At 68.6% G+C, this 18959-nt stretch carries 17 protein-coding genes and 1 pseudogene; 10 read left to right on the top strand and 8 right to left on the bottom strand.

The window, feature by feature from the left end; translation table 11 throughout:
- Nucleotides 1-24: 24 nt before the first annotated feature.
- Nucleotides 25-1245 (top strand): patatin-like phospholipase family protein, encoded by a 1221-nt coding sequence (locus tag GXN78_RS02615; protein WP_106558240.1) that lies wholly within the window; start codon nucleotides 25-27, stop codon nucleotides 1243-1245.
- 116 nt (nucleotides 1246-1361) lie between these two features.
- Entirely contained in the window at nucleotides 1362-2144 is a 783-nt protein-coding gene (locus GXN78_RS02610; RefSeq protein WP_106558241.1) for a 3-hydroxybutyrate dehydrogenase, read from the top strand.
- A 9-nt stretch (nucleotides 2145-2153) separates the two neighbouring features.
- Here GXN78_RS02610 and GXN78_RS02605 read toward each other — a convergent pair whose 3' ends face one another.
- Complete coding sequence (locus tag GXN78_RS02605) at nucleotides 2154-3101, bottom strand: bifunctional helix-turn-helix transcriptional regulator/GNAT family N-acetyltransferase (RefSeq protein WP_239142577.1); 948 nt, start codon at nucleotides 3099-3101, stop codon at nucleotides 2154-2156.
- 159 nt (nucleotides 3102-3260) lie between these two features.
- On the opposite strand from GXN78_RS02605, the pseudogene GXN78_RS02600 reads away from it, so the two are divergent.
- Nucleotides 3261-5643: pseudogene (locus GXN78_RS02600) on the top strand (YgiQ family radical SAM protein).
- Between the two features lie 152 nt (nucleotides 5644-5795).
- Nucleotides 5796-6707, top strand: coding sequence for a hypothetical protein (locus GXN78_RS02595; protein WP_164255347.1), 912 nt, complete (start codon nucleotides 5796-5798; stop codon nucleotides 6705-6707).
- A gap of 15 nt (nucleotides 6708-6722) precedes the next feature.
- On the opposite strand, the gene GXN78_RS02590 is transcribed toward GXN78_RS02595, so the two are convergent.
- Both GXN78_RS02590 and GXN78_RS02585 read right to left on the bottom strand, forming a co-directional pair.
- Nucleotides 6723-7169: a universal stress protein gene (locus GXN78_RS02590; protein ID WP_106558245.1), complete on the bottom strand. Its 447-nt coding sequence runs from the start codon at nucleotides 7167-7169 to the stop codon at nucleotides 6723-6725.
- A 163-nt stretch (nucleotides 7170-7332) separates the two neighbouring features.
- The gene (locus GXN78_RS02585; RefSeq protein WP_164255346.1) at nucleotides 7333-8691 is read right to left on the bottom strand and encodes an IS701 family transposase; all 1359 of its coding nucleotides are present in this window, start codon (nucleotides 8689-8691) and stop codon (nucleotides 7333-7335) included.
- A gap of 130 nt (nucleotides 8692-8821) precedes the next feature.
- Here GXN78_RS02585 and GXN78_RS02580 point away from each other — a divergent pair, with 130 nt between their 5' ends.
- Nucleotides 8822-10147 (top strand): IS1182 family transposase, encoded by a 1326-nt coding sequence (locus GXN78_RS02580; RefSeq protein ID WP_164255345.1) that lies wholly within the window; start codon nucleotides 8822-8824, stop codon nucleotides 10145-10147.
- 165 nt (nucleotides 10148-10312) lie between these two features.
- Here the strand turns inward: GXN78_RS02580 and GXN78_RS02575 are convergent, their stop codons facing one another.
- The 4 genes from GXN78_RS02575 to GXN78_RS02560 are packed head-to-tail and all read right to left on the bottom strand — an operon-like array spanning nucleotide 10313 to nucleotide 13028.
- Complete coding sequence (locus GXN78_RS02575) at nucleotides 10313-10786, bottom strand: nucleoside deaminase (protein WP_106553867.1); 474 nt, start codon at nucleotides 10784-10786, stop codon at nucleotides 10313-10315.
- A 30-nt stretch (nucleotides 10787-10816) separates the two neighbouring features.
- Complete coding sequence (gene uraH, locus GXN78_RS02570) at nucleotides 10817-11152, bottom strand: hydroxyisourate hydrolase (RefSeq protein ID WP_106553868.1); 336 nt, start codon at nucleotides 11150-11152, stop codon at nucleotides 10817-10819.
- A 34-nt stretch (nucleotides 11153-11186) separates the two neighbouring features.
- Complete coding sequence (locus tag GXN78_RS02565; RefSeq protein WP_106553869.1) at nucleotides 11187-11690, bottom strand: hydroxyisourate hydrolase; 504 nt, start codon at nucleotides 11688-11690, stop codon at nucleotides 11187-11189.
- The gene (locus GXN78_RS02560) at nucleotides 11691-13028 is read right to left on the bottom strand and encodes an MFS transporter (protein ID WP_106553870.1); all 1338 of its coding nucleotides are present in this window, start codon (nucleotides 13026-13028) and stop codon (nucleotides 11691-11693) included. It lies immediately after the preceding gene.
- A gap of 130 nt (nucleotides 13029-13158) precedes the next feature.
- Here GXN78_RS02560 and GXN78_RS02555 point away from each other — a divergent pair, with 130 nt between their 5' ends.
- The 5 genes from GXN78_RS02555 to GXN78_RS02540 all read left to right on the top strand — a co-directional run bounded on the left by GXN78_RS02555 (nucleotide 13159) and on the right by GXN78_RS02540 (nucleotide 18003).
- Nucleotides 13159-14097 carry a LysR family transcriptional regulator gene (locus GXN78_RS02555; RefSeq protein ID WP_106553871.1) on the top strand — a complete coding sequence of 313 codons (939 nt, stop codon included), beginning with the start codon at nucleotides 13159-13161 and terminating at the stop codon, nucleotides 14095-14097.
- A gap of 79 nt (nucleotides 14098-14176) precedes the next feature.
- Nucleotides 14177-14707 carry a 2-oxo-4-hydroxy-4-carboxy-5-ureidoimidazoline decarboxylase gene (uraD, locus tag GXN78_RS02550; protein ID WP_106553872.1) on the top strand — a complete coding sequence of 177 codons (531 nt, stop codon included), beginning with the start codon at nucleotides 14177-14179 and terminating at the stop codon, nucleotides 14705-14707.
- 116 nt (nucleotides 14708-14823) lie between these two features.
- Nucleotides 14824-15174: a hypothetical protein gene (locus tag GXN78_RS41020; protein WP_239142576.1), complete on the top strand. Its 351-nt coding sequence runs from the start codon at nucleotides 14824-14826 to the stop codon at nucleotides 15172-15174.
- Entirely contained in the window at nucleotides 15171-16856 is a 1686-nt protein-coding gene (locus GXN78_RS02545; protein WP_239142575.1) for an esterase-like activity of phytase family protein, read from the top strand. The genes GXN78_RS41020 and GXN78_RS02545 overlap by 4 nt, the downstream gene beginning before the upstream one ends.
- Nucleotides 16857-17025: 169 nt before the next feature.
- Nucleotides 17026-18003, top strand: coding sequence for a tripartite tricarboxylate transporter substrate binding protein (locus GXN78_RS02540; RefSeq protein WP_106553874.1), 978 nt, complete (start codon nucleotides 17026-17028; stop codon nucleotides 18001-18003).
- 6 nt (nucleotides 18004-18009) lie between these two features.
- On the opposite strand, the gene GXN78_RS02535 is transcribed toward GXN78_RS02540, so the two are convergent.
- Entirely contained in the window at nucleotides 18010-18885 is an 876-nt protein-coding gene (locus GXN78_RS02535) for a CoA transferase (protein WP_106553875.1), read from the bottom strand.
- Between the last annotated feature and the right edge of the window lie 74 nt (nucleotides 18886-18959).

Raw genomic sequence — 18959 nt, 5'->3', positions numbered from 1 at the left:
GGGGGCATGGTGTCCAATCGATCCATGCGTACCACCACCCCAAGAAAAAAGCTCAACGGTTCCACCTCTCGCTCCTCCATCCCGCGCGTCGACATCACGGCTGCCAGAAAGGCCCTGGTGCTGCAAGGCGGCGGCGCTCTCGGCGCCTACCAGGCGGGCGTCTATGCCGGCGTGTACGAGAAGCACAAGGCGCTCGACTGGGTGGCCGGCGTGTCGATCGGCGCGATCAACGCCGCCCTGATTGCCGGCAACCCGCCCGACATGCGCGTGGCGCGCCTGCGCGAGTTCTGGGACCTCGTGTCCTCGGGCCCTGCGCAGCGGCTGCCGCCCGGCTGGGGCGACCGCGCGCTCTTCAACCAGTGGAGCGCGAACTCGGCCGCAATGTTCGGCGTGCCGGGCTTCTTTAGGCCGCGTCGCGACCCCGCGCTGCTGCTCGGCGGCGCAGCGCCGCTGCTGAGCTACTACGACACCTCGCCGCTGAAGTCCACGCTCGAGCGCCTGGTGGACTTCGACCGCATCAACCACTGCGACATCCGCTTCAGCGTGGGCGCGGTCAACGTGCGCAGCGGCAACTCGGTCTACTTCGACAACACGAAACAGCGCATCGGGCCCGAGCACATCATGGCCAGCGGCGCGCTGCCGCCTGGCTTCGCGCCGGTGCACATCGACGGCGAGGACTACTGGGACGGCGGCATCGTCTCCAACACGCCGCTGCAGTACGTGCTCGACACCCATCCGCGCACCGAGTCGCTGCTGGTGCTGCAGGTGGACCTGTTCAGCGCCCGCGGCAGCATGCCGCGCACGCTCGCCGAGACCCTGGAGCGGCAGAAGGACATCACCTACTCCAGCCGCACCCGCATGAACACCGATGCGCTGGCCTCCAACATGAACCTGCAGCAGGCGGTGGCCGACCTGATCGCCAAGCTGCCGGCCTCGCTGCGCAACGATGCCAGCGTGGCCGCGGTGTGTGCGCAGCTCACGCACCAGCCGGTCGAGATCGTGCACCTGATCTACCGCGACAAGCCCTACGAGCTCGACTCCAAGGACTACGAGTTCTCGCGCACCTCGGTCGACGAGCATTGGGACGCAGGGCTGCGCGACATCCGCAACACGCTGGAGCATCCGGAGCTGCTGCGCGCCGCCGCGCAGGTCAACGGCGTCACCACCTTCGACCTCACCGAGGCCCACAAGCCGCGCGTTCGACACCCGATGCGGGTGCCAGCGGTCCAGGCGGCGCCGCAATGAGAGGCCTCTGAGGCCGGCGGTGGTCAGCCTGGCCCAAGATTCTCGAGCCACGCTCCGTCACCGGCACGCAGCTTGCACGCGCCATCATCTCCCACCCCTCATCCAAAGGACATCCCATGCAACTCAAGGACAAGGTCGCCTTCATCACCGGTTCGGCCAGCGGCATCGGCAAGGAAATCGCAATCCTGTTCGCGCAGGAAGGCGCCAAGATCGTCATCGCCGATCTCAACAAGCAGGCAGCTGACGCCACCGCCGCCGAGCTGAAGGAAGGCGGTGCGCAGGCCATCGGCGTCGGCGTCGACGTCACCAGCGAAGAGCAGGTCGACGCGGCTGTCGAGGAGGTCGCCAAGGCCTTCGGCGGCATCGACATCCTCATCAGCAATGCCGGCATCCAGATCGTGCACCCGGTCGAGGAGTTCAGCTTTGCCGACTGGAAGAAGATGCTGGCCATCCACCTCGACGGCGCCTTCCTCACCACCAAAGCCTGTTTGAAGCACATGTACGCGCAGGGCCGCGGCGGCAGCGTGATCTACATGGGGTCGGTGCACTCCAAGGAAGCCTCGCTGCTGAAGGCACCCTACGTCACGGCCAAGCACGGCCTGATCGGGCTGGCCAAGACGGTCGCGAAGGAGGGCGCGAAGCACGGCGTGCGCGCCAACGTGATCTGCCCAGGCTTCGTGCGCACGCCGCTGGTCGAGAAGCAGATCCCCGAGCAGGCCAAGACCCTGGGCATCACCGAGGAGCAGGTGATCAAGAACGTGATGCTCAAGGAGACGGTGGACGGCGAGTTCACCACCACCGACGACGTGGCGCGCGTGGCGCTGCTGTTCGCGGCCTTCCCGACCAATGCGCTCACCGGGCAGTCGCTGGTGGTGAGCCACGGCTGGTTCATGCAATAGGGCTTATTATTAGAGCTTCAGCTCCCAGGTCTCGCCCACCAGCTGCTGGCCGAAGCCCTCGTAGGGCTCGGACTTCACCAGTTCGAAGCCGCGCGCCGCATAGATGCCGCGCGCGGCCAGCAGGCAGCTGTTGGTCCACAGCACCATCTTCTTGTAGCCCTTGCGGCGGGCGAAGGCGATGCATTCGTCGGTGAGCCGTGCGCCCAGCCCCAGGCCCCGAGCTCGCGGCGCCAGGATCAAGAGGCGCAGCTGCGCCACCGTGGGCGACTTGCGCACCAGGAACACGGCCCCCACGCGCTCGCCGTTGAGCTCGGCCATCCAGCAGTGCTCCCACTCGGGCTGGAACTTGCGCAGGAACTCGCCGGCAATCTCGGCCACCAGGGCCTCGAACTCGCTGCTCCAGCCGTACTCGCGGGCGTAGATCTCGCCGTGCTGCTGCACCACCCAGCCGATGTCGCCCGGCTGCGGGTCGCGCAGGACCGCGGTGCCCGGCCTGGCCGGCGCGTGGGCCTCGGGCTCGATCAGCGCCTGCACCGTGTGCATCGCATCGATCAGCCGGCGCTGTTGCGGCGCCGAGAGCGGGGCGAGCAGGGCGTTCGCCTCGTCGCGCGACTTCTGCTGCAGCGGCGCGAAGGCGGCGTGGCCCGCCTCGGTCAGGCGCAACAGGCTCTGTCGCGCATCGCGCGGGTGCGTCTCACGCACGAGCCAGCCTGCGCCCTCGAAGCGGCGCAGGATGCGGCTGAGGTAACCGCCGTCCAGGCCCAGGTCCTTCGCGATCTCGCTGGCCACCGCCTGCTCGCGGTGCGCCAGTTCGTAAAGCACCCGCACGTCGGTCAGGGACATGTCGCTGCCCAGGTAGGGGTCGAGGGCCCCGATGCGGCGGGTGTAGAAGCGGTTGAACTGGCGCACGGCCTTGACTGCGGCGACGTCGGACACGGTAATCGATTCGGCGGACATGCTTGCCATTGTCAATTGATTGGTTGACTCAGGCAAGCAATTGAAAGTCCCACCGCTCGGGCGGCATGGCCTTTAGAGGCGACGGCCGGCGCCTGAACCCGTAAAATCACGGGTTGCCCGAAACCGGGCCACCGCGGCCTGCCTGCCGCCACCTCCCACATGAACGCCCCCGTCGACGTCTCCTTTTTCGCGCGCGCCGCCAAGCCGCTGACCAGCTACCGCAAGTACTGGGCGGCCCGCTTCGGCACGGCCAAGTTCCTGCCCACCTCGCGCGCGGAGATGGAGGCGCTGGGCTGGGACAGCTGCGACATCGTGATCGTCACCGGCGACGCCTACGTCGATCACCCGAGCTTCGGCATGGCGGTCATCGGCCGCATGCTGGAGGCGCAGGGCTTCCGGGTGGGCATCATCGCGCAGCCGGACTGGCACAGCGCCGATCCCTTCAAGGCGCTGGGCAAGCCGAACCTGTTCTTCGGCGTGACCGCCGGCAACATGGATTCGATGATCAACCGCTACACGGCGGACCGGAAGATTCGCAGCGACGACGCCTACACCCCCGGCGACGTCGGCGGCCGACGGCCCGACCGCGCGGCCATCGTGTATTCGCAGCGCTGCAAGGAAGCCTGGAACGACGTGCCGATCGTGCTCGGCGGTATCGAGGGGTCGTTGCGCCGCATCGCGCACTACGACTACTGGCAGGACAAGGTGCGCCGCTCGATCGTGGTGGACGCCAAGTGCGACCTGCTGCTCTATGGCAACGCCGAGCGCGCCATCGTCGAGATCGCGCATCGCCTGGCCGCGCGCGAGCCGGTGCACCAGATCAGCGACGTGCGCGGCACGGCCTTCGTGCGGCGCGAGACGCCGGAGGGCTGGTTCGAGATCGACTCCACCAGCGTGGACCTGCCGGGACGGGTCGAGGCGCATGTGAATCCGTACCTGATGGTGTCGGAGCAGGCGAAGGCGAATGGGGCGACCTGCACGAAGGAAGAGGAGGCGCATTTTGGCAGCCGAGGCACAAGGCCCTTGTTCTCCCCCCAGGGCGCGGCGAAGCCGCCCCATTTCATCCCTAATCCGAGCCTGCGCAGAGGTGCCGAGCCCCCACCCAACCCTCCCCCAGCGGGGGGGAGCAAAGCCCGAGGTACGCGTCAAGGTTCCGCCACGCGACCGCTCGGTGATCCGCCTGCCTTCCTACGAGCAGGTGCGCGCCGACCCGGTGCTCTACGCCCACGCCAACCGCGTGCTGCACCTCGAGACCAACCCCGGCAACGCCCGCGCCCTGGTGCAGGCCCACGGCGAGGGCGCGACCGCGCGCGACGTCTGGATCAACCCGCCGCCCATCCCGCTGACCACGGCCGAGATGGACCACGTGTTCGATCTGCCCTATGCGCGCAGCCCGCATCCGCGCTACGCGGACGAGCACGGCAGCCACGACGGCGCCACCAAGATCCCCGCCTGGGAGATGATCCGCTTCAGCGTGAACATCATGCGCGGCTGCTTCGGCGGCTGCACCTTCTGCTCCATCACCGAGCACGAAGGGCGCATCATCCAGAGCCGCTCGGAGGACTCGATCATCAAGGAGGTCGAGGCCATCCGCGACAGCGTCAAGGGCTTCACCGGCACCATCTCCGACCTCGGCGGCCCCACCGCCAACATGTACCGCATCGGCTGCAAGAGCCCCGAGATCGAGGCCGCCTGCCGCAAGCCCAGCTGCGTGTACCCGGGCATCTGCCCGAACCTCAACACCAGCCACGATCCGCTGATCAAGATCTACCGCCGTGCGCGCGCGCTCAAGGGCATCAAGAAGATCCTGATCGGCTCCGGCCTGCGCTACGACCTGGCGGTGCAGTCGCCCGAGTACGTGAAGGAACTGGTGCAGCACCACGTGGGCGGCTACCTGAAGATCGCGCCCGAGCACACCGAGCAGGGCCCGCTCACGAAGATGATGAAGCCCGGCATCGGCAGCTACGACCGCTTCAAGCAGATGTTCGAGAAGTTCAGCGCCGAAGCGGGCAAGAAGCAGTACTTGATCCCGTACTTCATCGCCGCCCATCCGGGCACCAGCGACGAGGACATGATGAACCTCGCGCTCTGGCTCAAGCGCAACGGCTTTCGCGCCGACCAGGTGCAGACCTTCTATCCCTCGCCCATGGCCACGGCCACGGCGATGTACCACACCAACAAGAACCCGCTTCGCAAGATCACGCGCGAGAGCGAGACGGTGGACATCGTGCGCGGCGACAAGCGCCGCCGCCTGCACAAGGCCTTCCTGCGCTACCACGACGCCAACAACTGGCCGCTCTTGCGCGAGGCCCTGAAGAAGATGGGCCGCGCCGACCTGATCGGCAACGGCAAGCACCACCTCATCCCGACCTACCAGCCGCTGACCGATGGCAGCTACCAGAGCGCGCGGCGCAAGAACTCGACGCCCGTGGTCTTGAAGCCGGTGCAGCCGGTCCAGGGCCGCATCCTCACGCAGCACACCGGGCTGCCGCCGCGCGAGACCGGAACCGGCCGTGCCAAGCCGGCGCGCAAGAGTCGCTGAGCACGCCGGCGCGCCGGGCGGGTCGCCAAGCCGCTAGGCAGCGCACCACCGGCCGACGCCGCGCTGCTCGGCCCGGCGATGGCGCTGCTGGCGCTGCTGGCGCGACAGGCTCGTTCAGGCGCCGTTGGCCCGGTGGTTGTATGGTGTGGTGGATGAACCGGCACCCAGCCTCTTTCCTGCAACTCGCGTCCCGCATGGGTCTGGGGCTGTTCCTCGTCACCTGCGCACTCGTCGGCGAGGCTGCCCCGCCCGATGCCGGCTCGGCTCCGGCCCTGCGCGAGCAGCACCAGAAGCTGGCCGGCCAGCTCGCCCGCAGTCCGTTGCGCCGGCCGATCCACCTGGAGTCCACCGAGACGGACGGCGGCCTCCAGGGCGACGTCTATGCGGTGGTCGACCATCCGCTGGAGCAGGTGCGCGCCGCGCTCGCCGACGGCACGCAGTGGTGCGAGATGCTGCTGCTGCACATCAACAACCGCCGTTGCCGCGTGAGCCGGCAGCCCGAGGGCGAGACCCTCACGCTCAGCGTGGTGCAGCGCTACGACAAGCCGGTGGACCAGGCCTTCGAGCTGCCCTTCGTCCACCGCACGGCAAGCGACGGCAAGGACTACCTGGCGGTCAAGCTGTCGGCCGACAGCGGGCCGATGGGCACCAGCAACTACCGCGTGACCCTCGAGGCCGTGGCGCTGGGCGAGCGCCAGACCTTCCTGCATTTCGGCTACGCCTACGACCACAACATGATCGCGCGGCTGGCCACCATGGCGTACCTCGCGACCTTCGGCAGCCACAAGGTGGGGTTCACCGTCATCGGCAAGACGCCGAACGGCGAGCCCGACTACATCCGCGGCCTGCGGGGCCTGATGGAGCGCAACGCCATGCGCTACTTCCTCACCCTCGATGCCTACCTGGCCGGGCTCGACATCCCGCCGCCGGAGCGCGCCGACAAGCGCATGCGCCGGTGGTTCGAGGAGGTCGAGCGCTACCCCGTGCAACTCCACGAGATCGATCTCGCGACCTACCTCGAGCACAAGCGCAGCGACCGGCGGCGGGACGCCGTGAAGCCGTAGCCCACCGGACCGGCGTCAGCGCAGCACCAGCACCGGCGTGTGCGAGTGCGTCAGCACATGCAGCGTCTCGCTGCCCATCAGCAGACGCGAGATGCCGCGGCGCCCGTGCGAGGCCATCACGATCAGGTCGCTCTTGTGGACGCGGGCAGCTTCGATGATGGCCTCGGAGACCAGCTCCGACTTCATGACCACGGCGCGCGTGTTCTTGACGCCCCGGCCATCGGCCTTGGCCTTCACGGCGTCGACCACGCGCTGCGCTTCGGCGTCGGCCTGCTCCTGCATGCGCTGGACTTCCATCTGGCTCAGGAGCAGGGAGCCTTCGAAGTAGCCGGTGGGGTAGTGGTGGACCACCTTGACGGCGACCAGCTCCGCGTTCATCAACAGGGCCAGGTCGATCGAAGCGGTCACGGCCAGTTCCGAGAGCTCGGAACCATCGGTGGCGACGAGTATGCGTTCATACATGGCGCTCTCCCGGGACGGGAACGCCCGTCCCCGGTGCCAGATTAGCGCTGTGCCGCAGGCGCAACAAGGCGCGCAGCGCGGTTCTAGGCGACGCGCCCTAGTCTTACTGTGTTAAATATTTAGGGCTCGTTGGTGCCGAAGACAACAGGGACATCGGGGCAGGTTACGAGCCAGCAGTGCGCCGATACGCAATCGCAAGCTCGTGATGGAGGATGGGACGTGGCGCTGCGCCCTCTGGGCTTCCCCGAGGTTTGTAATGCGTGGGTAGGGCAGGCTCTTGGCGTGCGGAGTTTTTTTTACCCCCGACCTCGTCGGGGTGCTGCAGCCGCTGCGCCAGCAGGAAGCCGTAGGCGGCAATGCTGAGACTGGCGTGATGATGAAAGCCGCGCCAGCCCCGGCCTTCGTACTGTCCAAGGCCCAGGTCCTGCTTGAGATCCTGGTAGTCACGCTCGATGCGCCAGCGCATCTTGGCCTCGTAGACCATGCGCTCCAGCGACGTGTCCTCGGGCAGCGTGGACAACCAGTACTTCAGCGGCTCTTCGTGGCCCTCGGGCCACTCGATGAGCAGCCATTGCGGCTCGCGCAGCTCGCTGCGCCGCTGGTCGCGGTGCGCTGCACGGACCCGCACGCGCGTGAAGTGCGAGCGCAGCGCGGCGTTCGTGCCCTCGCGCCAGGTCACTTCTTGCCAGTCGTCGGGCTCGATGTCGAAGGCCACGTCCTTGACCGTGCGGGGCCGGTGCTCGGGGGCGGTGGCGTCGCCGCGGCGCAGCCGCCGTGGCACGCGGCCCCTACCGCTGTAAGGCTTGGGCGGCAGGGGTTCGTGCCCGGGCGGCCATACCGTGACGCTGCCCGTCACCCCCACAACGTAGCGCAATCCAAGCTCGTCCAGGCGTTCGCGAAACGCCGTGTCCACGCCGTAGCCCGCGTCGGCCAGCACGCAGTGCCTCGGCGCCCCCTGAGCCACCAGGTGCTCGATCTGCTGCAGCGCGATTTGAGGCTTGGTGGCGAACTCGATTGCCTCGGGCACGCCGGCCTTCTCGCGTCTGGCCTGGTCGTCGGCCCACTCCTGGGGAAGGTACAGCTGCCACGCCACCGGAATGCTGGCCGCCGCGCAGGCCAGCGACACGCTCACCGCCACCTGGCAGTTGTCCTGCTTGCCCAGCATCCCGCAGTATTGGCGCGCGACGCCCACCGAGTGCCGCCCCTGCTTGGGAAATCCTGTGTCATCGATGATCCACCAACCGCCGTCGCTGAAATCCATCAGAGGCACGACCCACTGGCATATCCCCAGCAGCATGCGCTCATCCGACCAATTCGCGTCGGCCACGAAGTGGTGCAGCGACTGGTGGCGCGAACGCACATTCAGCGGGTCCATATGTGCCGCCATCGGCTCCACGCTCTTGCGCTGCAGCGGCGACATCAGCCCCGTGGTGTACCCGCGCAGCCCGGCGTGCCGATCTGAATGTCCCAGGCCTTCGCTCAGATGGGCCATGTACCGCTCGAATTCCTGCAAGTCTTCCATCAAGGTTCGCCCTTCTCCTGAAGAAGTGCGCATAATGCCTTGATTTCACTCAAATTACTAACACAGTAAGACTAGGAGCCTGCGCGGCAGAAGCGTGACGAGCGCGCAGATGCTTGATAGATTTGGGCGCATGCCCATCAGCTACCTGCCCTACGAGCCTCAGCAGCAAAGACTGCTTCCTGACGCACTTCAAGACTGGCTGCCCGAAGGGCACCTGGCGTACTTCATCAGCGACAGCGTCGACAGCCTGGATCTGAGCGCCTTCCATGCGCGATACGCCAAGGGTGGGCCGCGCAATCAGCCGTTCCACCCGGCCATGATGGTCAAGGTGCTGATCTACGGCTATGCCACCGGCACCTTCAGTTCGCGCAAGCTCGCGGCCAAGCTGCACGAAGACGTTGCGCTGCGGGTGTTGGGTGCAGAGAACTACCCGGCGCACCGCACGCTCTCGGACTTCCGGGCACTGCACCTGGAGGAACTGGCGGCGTTGTTCGTGCAGGTGGTGCGCCTGGCGCGCGAGTGCGGCCTGGTCAAGCTGGGCACCGTGGCGGTGGACGGCACCAAGCTCAAGGCCAACGCGAGCCGCCACAAGGCCATGAGCTATGACAGGATGGTCAAGGCCGAGGGCGAACTCAAGGCGCAGATCGATGGCTTGCTCAACCGAGCGTGTGCCGCCGACGACCTGGAGAAGAACGAACCCGACCTGGACATCCCCGGGGAGATCAAGCGCCGTGAGGACCGGCTCAAGGCGATCACCGAGGCCAAGCTGCGCCTGGAGCAACGCCAGCGCGAGGCCGATGCGGCCCGCGGGCGCAGCGCCGACGACGAGCGCAAACCCCGCGACAAGGACGGCAAGCCCAAGGGCGGGCGCTACAAGCGCGACTTCGGTGTTCCCAAGGACAGCGCCCAGGAGAGCTTCACCGACACGGACAGTCGGATCATGAAACGCTCAGGTGGCGGCTACGACTACGGCTACAACGCCCACACCGCGGTGGACGAGGCCGCGCAACTCGTGGTGGCCGCGGAACTGAGCAACAACGCCGCCGACAGTGACCGCCTGCCGGTGCTGTTGGCGGCGGTGAAGGCCAACCTGGGCGAGGACGCCCGACAGGTGCTGGCGGATGCGGGATTCCGCTCGGAGGCCGTGTTCGAGCAGCTCAAGGACAGCCCGAGCGAGCTGATCGTGGCATTGGGCCGAGAGGGCAAGCAGGCGCTGGACATCGACGCCGAACAATACCCGCGCACTGCAGCGATGGATGCCAGGCTGAAGACGCCACCAGGCCAAGCGGCCTACCGCAAGAGGAAGTGGATCGTGGAGGCGCCCAACGGGTGGATCAAGAGCGTGCTGGGCTTCCGGCAGTTCAGCCTGCGGGGATTGAACAAGGTCAAGGCCGAGTTCAAGCTCGTGTGCCTGGCGCTGAACCTGCGGCGCATGAGCACCTTGATGGTCAGATAAGGTCCACAGTGGGGGCACACGCGTGCCCCTCGCCTCCGGCAGGCCAAATAGACCCTGTCCGGGAGCTTCAGGAACAGCCAAGGCGCAGCGCCAACCCTTCCTCGCCGTGCACGAACTCAACGCGGGGCTCACCTCCGCGCAGAAAAACTTCTGCCGCGCGGACTCCTAGCCTTGCGCCTCGCGCCAGGCTTCGTACAGGTCCTGGCCTTCGGGCCGCACCCGCAGGCCGGCGAGCTTCATCTCGCGCTGTTCGACCGGCCGGGCGATTTCCACGTAGCCGCGCTCGGCGGACAGGTCGTAGGGCGCGCCGTCCTCGTTCGAGTAGGCGTAGTAGACCGACTTCACCCCCGCGAGGTACATGGCGGTGAGGCACATCGGGCAGGGGTAGCCGCTGGCGTAGACGGTGCTGCCGCTCAGGTCGGTGCTGTTCTGCGCGCGGCTGGCGGCGCGCACCGCCTGCATCTCGGCATGGGCCGAGGGGTCGCACAGCGCCTCGACCTCGTTGACGGCGCGCGCCAGCACCTGGCCGTTGCGCACCAGCACCGCGCCGAAGGGCCAGGTCTTGCGCTCGCGCACGTTGTCCATGGCCAGGCGGATCGAATCGAGCAGGTACTTCTCGGTGTCTTGGTCTTGGGTCATTCGCTTCGTTCCTCGTGAGGGTGAGGGCGTTCAGCTGCCGCGGTACGTGGAGAAGAACCACGGCGAGCAGAGCAGGGGGATGTGGTAATGCTGGGCAGCGTCGAACACGCTGAACTGCACCGGCACCTCTTCGGCCAGCGCGTCCGGCGCCTTGAAATGCGCGTTGACGTAAAAGCGCAGCTCGAAGCGGCCCGTGCGGGCGGCCTGTGCGGCCAGCATCGGCACGTCGGTGCGGCCGTCGGGGTTGGTGCGCGTCGCGTGCAGGCGCGTCGGCGGGGTGGTCGCGAGATCGAACAGCTCGACCTGCATGCCGCCGATCGGGCGGCCCGTGCGGACGTCGAGCACATGGGTGGTGATGCCTGCCATGAGAGGGGCTCCTTGTCGTGAATTTGCGTGCGGTTCAGCTGCCGCGGGAATAGGTGTAGGCCCAGGGCCCGAACTGGATCGGCAGGTGGATGCGCTCGCCGGCATTCGCGACCTGGAAGCGCACCGGCAGCTTGGTGAGGAAGGCGGGCGAGGCCAGCGCGGCCTTGCGCGCCGCGAAATACTCGTCGACATGCAGCAGCAACTGGTAGCGGCCGGGGCGGTAGCTGTCTCCGATGAGCAGCGGCTCGTCCGAGCGCCCGTTGGCGTTGAGGGTGACGGAGCGCAGCAGCGCGTAGTCCTCGCCGTCGAAGGCCGAGAAGTCGATGCGCAGGCCGGCGGCCGCCGCGCCGTGGAAGGTGTCCAGGGCGTGGACCGTGAGGCGCGGGCTCACGCCGTGCAGCACGATGGGGCCGCTGGCGCGGGCCGGTGCGGCGGGCGCATCGGCAGCCTGTGCGCCGCGCGCGGCAAGCACCGTAGCCCCGAAGGCCAGGCCGGAGAGCGCGAAGCGCCGGCGAGCGGGTTGCTGGATGGCTTTCATTCAGATCTCCTTGCGTTGAGATTTGCGAGCGATGAACGCGATGACGAGGATCGCCGCCAGCAGTTCGATTGCCGCGACGAGGTAGAGGCCCGGGCCCACCTTGCCGGTCGCGTTCTTGATCAGGCCCATCAGGTAGGGCGCGCCGAAGCCCGCCAGGTTCGAGATCGAGTTGATCAGCGCCACGCCCACCGCCGCCGCGCCGCCGGCCAGGTACATGTTCGGCAGCTGCCAGAACACCGGGATCGCGCTCATGGTGCCCACCAGGGCCAGCCCCATCGCGAGCAGCGGCACCACGGGCGGCAGGCCGGGGATCGCGAGCGTGATGGCCAGCAGGGCCATGCCGGTCGCGCCGCAGAGTGCCGCGCCGCTGAAGTGCCAGCGCACCTCGCCGTGGCGGTCGGAGTGGCGGCCGTTGAGGATCATCCCCGCCGCGCCGAAGATGTAGACCGCGCCGGCGATCCAGCCCACCACCATCGGCGTGGTGAAGCCGGTCTCCTTGATCACGGTCGGGATCCAGAAGGTGAGCGTCGAGTTGGCACACAGCAGGCAGAAGAAGATGCCGATCAGCAGCCACACCTTGGGGTTGGTGAAGAGCGTGCGCCAGTCGCTGCCGCGCTCGCCTTGGGCGCGGTGGTCGCGCTCGAGCTCGTCGCGCACGATGCGTTTCTCGTCGGTGCTGAGCCAGTGCGCTTGCTCGGGCCGGTCGGTCATGTAGAAGAAGGCGACGACGCCCGCGATCACCGACGGGATGCCTTCGAGCACGAACAGCCACTGCCACCCGGCCCAGCCTTGCACGCCGCCCATCGAGCTCATGATCCAGCCCGCCAGCGGCCCGCCCAGCACGCCGGCGATGGCGGAGGCCGACATGAAGGTGCCGAAAGCCTTGGCGCGCCGCTGCGACGGATACCAGTAGGTCAGGTAGAGGATCACGCCGGGATAGAAGCCGGCCTCGAAGGCGCCCAGCAGGAAGCGCAGGATGTAGAACTGCGTCGGCGTCGTGACCCAGGCCTGCAGCATGCAGATCAGGCCCCAGCCGATGGTGATGCGCATCACCGTTTTCTTCGCGCCGATCTTCTGCAGCAGCATGTTCGAGGGCACCTCGAAGAAGAAGTAGCCCAGGAAGAAGATGCCGGCGCCCAGGCCGTAGACCGCCTCGCTGAAGCGCAGGTCGTCCAGCATCTGCAGCTTGGCGAAGCCGATGTTGACGCGGTCCAGCCACGCCAGCACCCAGAGCGCGCCGAGGAAGGGCAGCAGGCGCCAGGAAATCTTGCTGTAGGTGGCGTCGACCCGGTCGGGCTGGGCGATGGCGCCCGGTAGCGCCGCGGAAGGTGTACTCATGTCGGTTCCTTTGTCTCTCGTGTGTGCTTCTCGGACCCGTGCAACGGGGTGGCGCCAATGGTCGCGAGTCGGGGCCCTGTGCGAAACTGGGCAGGCGCAATAGGGCGCATAGCAAAGTCGATATCCAGCCGTGTCCCGCGCCGACGATCCCTTCGAGACCTACCTGCTGCGCGTGCTGTGCGCGCTGATCGCCGAGCAGAGCGTCTCGCGCACCGCGATCCGGATGAACCAGTCGCAGCCCGCCATCAGCGCGGCGCTCAAGCGGCTGCGCGAGATCTTCAACGACCCTCTGCTGGTGCGCGACAAGAACACCATGGTGCCGACGGCGCGCGCGCTCGCCGCGGCCGCGCAGGCGCAGTCCGCGCTGGGGTTGCTCGACGGTCTGCTGAACTCCGGCGAAGGCTTCGATGCGTCGACGACGGAGCGCAGCTTCACCATCGCCATGCCCGACTACCTGGCGCCGCCCTTCCTCGCGCAGGTGGTGCGCAGCTTCCGCGCGCAGGCGCCGAATGCGCGCCTGGTCGCCCAGCCGCTCGGGCCGCAGTACGACTACGAGCTGGCCCTGCAGGACGGCGCGATCGAAATCGTGATCGGCAACTGGCCCGAGCCGCCCGAGCACCTGCACAGCTCCACGCTGTTGGAGGACGACATCGTCTGCCTCATGGCCGAGGACCATCCCTGGGCCGCCGACGGTGAGCTCAGCGCCGAGCGCTACCTGCGCGCCGCGCACGTGGTGCCGATGCCCTATTCGATCGCCCAGCGCGGCGTGGTGGAGTCGAGCCTCGCCACCCTGCGCGTGAGCCGCGACCGCCGGGTGCAGTGCCCGTACTTCGGCCTCGCGCCCAACCTGCTGCCGGGCACCGATCTGATCATGACGACCAGCCGGCATTTCGCGGACTACTACGCCAGGCGCCTGCCGCTGGCGATCCGGCCGTCGCCGATCGAGTTCGCGCGCATGCGCTTCTACCAGCTCTGGCACGCCTCGCAGCACCGGGCGGCGCCGCACGTCTGGCTGCGCGGTCTGCTCACGGCGGCCTCGCAGGTGCTGACTGATCCGGACTCGCAATGAAGGCCGTACGCGGCCTCCTATGCGCCGTATAACAGCGCGTTGCTTCAACCCGCGGCACCGGCTTCCTACACTGCCGGCCATGTCCTCAGAACACGCCACCACCCACGATCTGCGCGCCCTCAATGCGATGGACCGCGCCGCCTTCACCGCCGCCCTGGGCGACACCTTCGAGCACTCGCCCTGGGTCGCCGAGGCGGCCTGGGCGCAGCGCCCCTTCGCCACGGTGCAGGCGCTGCACGACGCGATGATGGCGGCGGTGCACGCCTGCGGTCGCGGCCGCCAGATCGAGTTCCTGCGCGGCCATCCCGAGCTTTCGGCCAGCGCGGTGCGCGCCGGCGGGCTGACGGCCGATTCGATGGACGAGCAGAAGAGCGCCGGCCTGGGCGCCCTGTCCGCCGGCGAGGAAGCCTTGCTGGCGCGCAGGAACAAGGCCTACGCCCAGCGGCACGGCTTCCCCTTCATCGCCTGCGTGCGGCACTACACCCGGGCCGGCATCTTCGCCGAGCTGGCCTCGCGCACCGCGCGCGAGCCGGGGCAGGAGCTGGCCGAGGCGCTGCGGCAGATCGGCTTCATCACGCGCATGCGCCTGGAGCGCCGCGTCGGCGCCTGACCGGCGCGCACCCTGTTCTGGTCGCGCCGTCGTTTCACGGCCTCGTCACAAACTCTCGCACTAATGCCCGGGGCCCGGGCATGGTGCGCGGGCATTGATTCGACAGAGGCACAAGAATGAACGAGCGATCGAGGATGGGGCGGCTGGCGGCGATGGCTGCCGGCGTGAGTGATGGTGGCCGGCGTGCGGCGGCGGAGGAGGGCGGCATCACGCTGCCCACCACGGGAGGGGGTACGCCGCCGCCGGCGGCAAACGTCGCCGGCGTGTTCCTCGATGCCGCCGTCGAAGGCCTGGACTACGAAGCCGGCACCGCCGCCAGGCCAGACCAACGCCAAGGGCGAGTTCGTCTGCAGGAAGGCGACACCGTGCGCTTCAGCCTGGCGCGCTGGCGCTCGGCAGCGCCACCTGCGGCGCCACCATCACCCCGCTCACGCTGGCCAACCTGCAGGCCACGGCTGAGGGCGTGAAGGCGGACAAGGTGCTCAACCGCCTGCTCGCGCTGCAGAGCCTCGACGAGGACGGCGACCCGTCCAACGGCATCAAGCTGACGGCCGCGCTCAAGGCCGCGCTGGTGGCCGGCGCGCTGGACTTCGACGCCCAGGCCGACGCCTTCAACACCCAGCTCGGCACGCTGCTCGCGTCGCTGCCCAGCCCCTACGGCAGCCGCACCGTCGATGCGGGCCGCCGCCAGCTGGCACGCGAGCATTTCGAGAGCACCCTGGCGTCCAGCCTCGGCACCGCGGTGACCGAGTCCGCGACGCAGACCAACGCGCTGGGCAGCATCGTGCTCAGCCTCACGCGCCACCAGCTGCAGGCCGACAAGAAGTTCTACGTGCCTTACGAGGGCAGCAACGAGAAGACCCGCGCCGATTTCCCGGACGGCTTCCTTCCGGCCTACGGCTCGGGCCTGGCCTTCAAGGGCACGGCGGCCGACGGCGCGCTGGAGTTCTACGCCATCACCGACCGCGGCCCCAACGGCGATGGCCCGACGGCCCCCGTGCCGGGCGGCGCCGGCGCCACCAACATCAGCAAGGTGTTCCCGGCGCCTTCCTTCGCGCCCAGCTTCGGCGTCGTCACGGTCGGCAAGAACGGTGCGGTGCTGCAGTCGAGCACCGCGCTGCGGCTCGACGCCTCGAAGAAGCTCACCGGCCTGCCGCCCCAGTCGGGCGTGGGCTCGACCGGCGAGACGCCGCTGACCGAGCAGTACGTCTTCGATGCCGCCAAGGCCGGCTTCGACGCCAACGGCCTCGACCCCGAGACGATGGTGCTCGACAAGGCCCGCAACGTGCTGTGGACCAGCGACGAGTACGGCCCCTTCATCGCCCGCATCGATATCGCCACCGGCGTGGTCGAGAAGAAGTACGGCCCCGGCGCCGGCGCGGCCGACCTGCCCTTGGTGCTGGCGCAGCGGCGGCCCAACCGCGGCATGGAAGGGCTGGCGCTCGACGCGGCCAGCGGCAGGCTGCACGGCTTCCTGCAAAGCCCGATCGATCCGAAGGACGGCGCGGGCAAGTCCATCAAGGCCAAGCCGCCCGGCGGCAGCAACACCGACGTGCGCCACATTGCGAAGTTCGCGCGCTGGCTCGAGTTCGACCCGGCGACCGAGCGCTCGAAGATGTATGCCTACCCGATCGACGGCAGCCAGTACGACAAGGACCGCACCGGCAACGCCAAGCTCGGCGACATGGTGAGCCTGGGCGGCGGCCGCTTCATCGTGATCGAGCAGGGCGCGCGCAAGAGCGATGCGAAGGTGTTCAACAAGCTGATGCTGGTCGAGATCCCCGCCAATGCCACCGACATTGCCGCGCTCGACCACAACCTCGAAATCAGCAACATCACGCAGGCCGTCTCGGGCGCCGCCGACTGGTCGACCGTGGTGCCGATGAAGAAGACCGAGCTGCTCGACCTCAACGCCCTGGGCTGGCTGGCCGAGAAGGCCGAGGGCCTGACGCTGGTGGACGAGAACACGCTGGCGCTGGTCAACGACAACGACTTCGGCCTGGGCACGATGCTGTTCGACGCTGCCGGCCAGCGCGTGGCAGGAGCATGGAGGACTGCACGGTCGATGCCGCGGGCGCCATCGTCAGCGGCTGCCCGGCTGGCGTGGTCGGCGCGCGCATCACGCGCGGCAGCGACGCCGAGCGGCTGACGCGCATCTGGCTGCTGCGCTTCGAGCGCAAGCTGGCCGAGCTGCGGCTGCCGGCGTCCTGAGTCTGCGGCTGCCGTCCGGCACGGTGGGGCGGGCGAGCGGGGCTTGTGATCGCGGTCGCCGCTCGCATGATGCGAGGCAACGGGCATCGCTCTTGCATTGAGACGCCATGACCTTCACCCGCCCCACGCGCCGCGGCGCGCTCCAGCTGCTTGCCGCCGGCGCCGCATCGCTCGCGCTGCCGGCCCTCGCCCAGTGGCCCGACAAGCCGATCAAGATCATCGTCACCTTTCCGGCCGGCGGCGCCAGCGACATCCTGGCCCGCGTGATGGCCGAGCAGCTCGGCAAGAAGCTGGGCCAGCCGGTGGTGGTGGACAACAAGCCCGGCGCGGGCGGCACCATCGGGGGCGCGCAGGTCGCGGCTGCGGCGCCCGATGGCTATACGCTCATGCTCTCGAACACGACACCGATCGCGCTCGGCCCCTTCGCGCTCGAGAAGCAGCCCTACGATCCGATCGCGGCCTTCACGCACATTGCCTACCTGGGCTCGGCGCCGCTGGTGCTGATGGCCAGCAAGGAATCTGGCATCAAGACCTTTGCCGATCTCGAAGCCCGCGCGCGCAAGGAGGGCCGGCTCGACTTCGGCTCCGGCGGGCCGGGTTCGGTCGGCCACATCCACGGCGAGCTGATCCGGAAGATCACCGGCGCCAACATGGTGCATGTGCCCTACCGCGGTGGCGCGCCGATGACCACCGACCTGATCGCCAACGTGATCCCGGTCGGCATCGACGTGCTCACGGCCTTCGTGCCCTTCTTCAAGAGCGGCCAACTGGTGCCGATCGCGGTGACGGGCCAGGCGCGCTCGCCGCTCACGCCGGAGGTGCCGACGGTGGTGGAAGTCGGCCAGCCCAAGCTGGTGCTGGAGAACTTTTTCGGCCTGAGCGGGCCGGCGAAGCTGCCGGCGGCGATCGTCACCCGGCTCAACGGCGCGTGCAACGAGGTGATGGTGATGCCCGAGGTGCAGAAGAAGATGCTCGAACTGGGTATCGTCGGCAAGCCCGAAAGCACGGCGCGCTTCGAGAGCTTCGTGAAGGACCAGGTCGGCGTGCTCGGGCCCACGGTGAGGGGCGCGGGCATCAAGCTCTGAACCTGATCAGCCCGCGAGCGTGAGCAGCGGTACGTCGCGCTCGCGCGCGACGGCTTCGAGCTCGGCGCGCGTGCGGGTTTGCAACCAGGCGGCCAGCGCCTCGCGCGTGGCCGGCGCCATCATGTCCTGGACGCCGAGGCCCGCCGCCTCGCACAGGCGCGCCGCGAAGTGCGGCTCCAGCGCGGCGATGGCCACGCGCCCGTCGGCGCAGGCGTAGACGCGGTAGCCCGCATGGGCGCCGCCCACCGCGCCCGTGGGCTGGGTCAGGCCCCAGCTGCGCGGTAGCGCCAGCCAGTCGGCCGCGGCATTGAGCGCGACCTCGAGGTGGATGCCGCTTCCTGGCTTGGTGCGCGCGTGGAACACGGCCTGGAGCACCGCCTCGCTTGCCAGCAGCGCGCCGCCCATGTCGGCATAGAGCGTGGGCGGCAGCTCGGTGCCGGTCACCAGGCCGCACTCGGCCAGGTAGGTGAGGTCGTGGCCCGGTTCCTCGGCCCGCTCGCCGGGGGCGCCGACGATCGCTACCTGCGAGAGCGCGGGGTGGCGCGCCTGCAGGGCCTCCCAGCCCAGACCCAGCTTGGCCAGCGCGGAAGGGCGGAAGGAGGTCAGCAGCACCTCGGTCTGGTCCAGGGCCTGATGCAGCTGGGCCAGGCCGGCCTCGCTCTTCAGGTCGGCCGTTGCCACACGCACGCCTTCGTGCAGCGCCGCGTAGGCGGCCCGGTTGTAGTGGGCCATCGGATCGCCGCTCGGGGGCTCGAACTTCAGGCAGGTGGCGCCCATGGCGCGGCAGCGCATCAGCGCCGCGGGGCCGGGCAGGTTGAGCGCGAGGCTCAGCACGCGCACGCCGGCAAGGGGCGCGAAGGCGGGGGTGGAAGAAGCTGACATGGGGGAGTCCTTGGGCGCTGCTGTCACCTTTGGAGCTTACCGGCTCGGCCGCCTCGCTCTACGATGTGGCTGCG

Origin of the sequence: Variovorax sp. WS11 (genome assembly GCF_010499245.1) — a bacterium.
Lineage (GTDB): Bacteria > Pseudomonadota > Gammaproteobacteria > Burkholderiales > Burkholderiaceae_C > Variovorax.
This window is presented reverse-complemented; position numbering and strand designations above follow the sequence as displayed.

Bases quoted from the DNA above. Each gene is read 5' to 3' on its own strand.
- GXN78_RS02615 (WP_106558240.1), top strand. From the start codon at position 25: ATGCGTACCACCACCCCAAGAAAAAAGCTCAACGGTTCCACCTCTCGC.
- GXN78_RS02610 (WP_106558241.1), top strand. From the start codon at position 1,362: ATGCAACTCAAGGACAAGGTCGCCTTCATCACCGGTTCGGCCAGCGGC.
- GXN78_RS02605 (WP_239142577.1), bottom strand. From the start codon at position 3,101: ATGTCCGCCGAATCGATTACCGTGTCCGACGTCGCCGCAGTCAAGGCC.
- GXN78_RS02595 (WP_164255347.1), top strand. From the start codon at position 5,796: ATGAACCGGCACCCAGCCTCTTTCCTGCAACTCGCGTCCCGCATGGGT.
- GXN78_RS02590 (WP_106558245.1), bottom strand. From the start codon at position 7,169: ATGTATGAACGCATACTCGTCGCCACCGATGGTTCCGAGCTCTCGGAA.
- GXN78_RS02585 (WP_164255346.1), bottom strand. From the start codon at position 8,691: ATGGAAGACTTGCAGGAATTCGAGCGGTACATGGCCCATCTGAGCGAA.
- GXN78_RS02580 (WP_164255345.1), top strand. From the start codon at position 8,822: ATGCCCATCAGCTACCTGCCCTACGAGCCTCAGCAGCAAAGACTGCTT.
- GXN78_RS02575 (WP_106553867.1), bottom strand. From the start codon at position 10,786: ATGACCCAAGACCAAGACACCGAGAAGTACCTGCTCGATTCGATCCGC.
- uraH (WP_106553868.1), bottom strand. From the start codon at position 11,152: ATGGCAGGCATCACCACCCATGTGCTCGACGTCCGCACGGGCCGCCCG.
- GXN78_RS02565 (WP_106553869.1), bottom strand. From the start codon at position 11,690: ATGAAAGCCATCCAGCAACCCGCTCGCCGGCGCTTCGCGCTCTCCGGC.
- GXN78_RS02560 (WP_106553870.1), bottom strand. From the start codon at position 13,028: ATGAGTACACCTTCCGCGGCGCTACCGGGCGCCATCGCCCAGCCCGAC.
- uraD (WP_106553872.1), top strand. From the start codon at position 14,177: ATGTCCTCAGAACACGCCACCACCCACGATCTGCGCGCCCTCAATGCG.
- GXN78_RS41020 (WP_239142576.1), top strand. From the start codon at position 14,824: ATGAACGAGCGATCGAGGATGGGGCGGCTGGCGGCGATGGCTGCCGGC.
- GXN78_RS02540 (WP_106553874.1), top strand. From the start codon at position 17,026: ATGACCTTCACCCGCCCCACGCGCCGCGGCGCGCTCCAGCTGCTTGCC.
- GXN78_RS02535 (WP_106553875.1), bottom strand. From the start codon at position 18,885: ATGTCAGCTTCTTCCACCCCCGCCTTCGCGCCCCTTGCCGGCGTGCGC.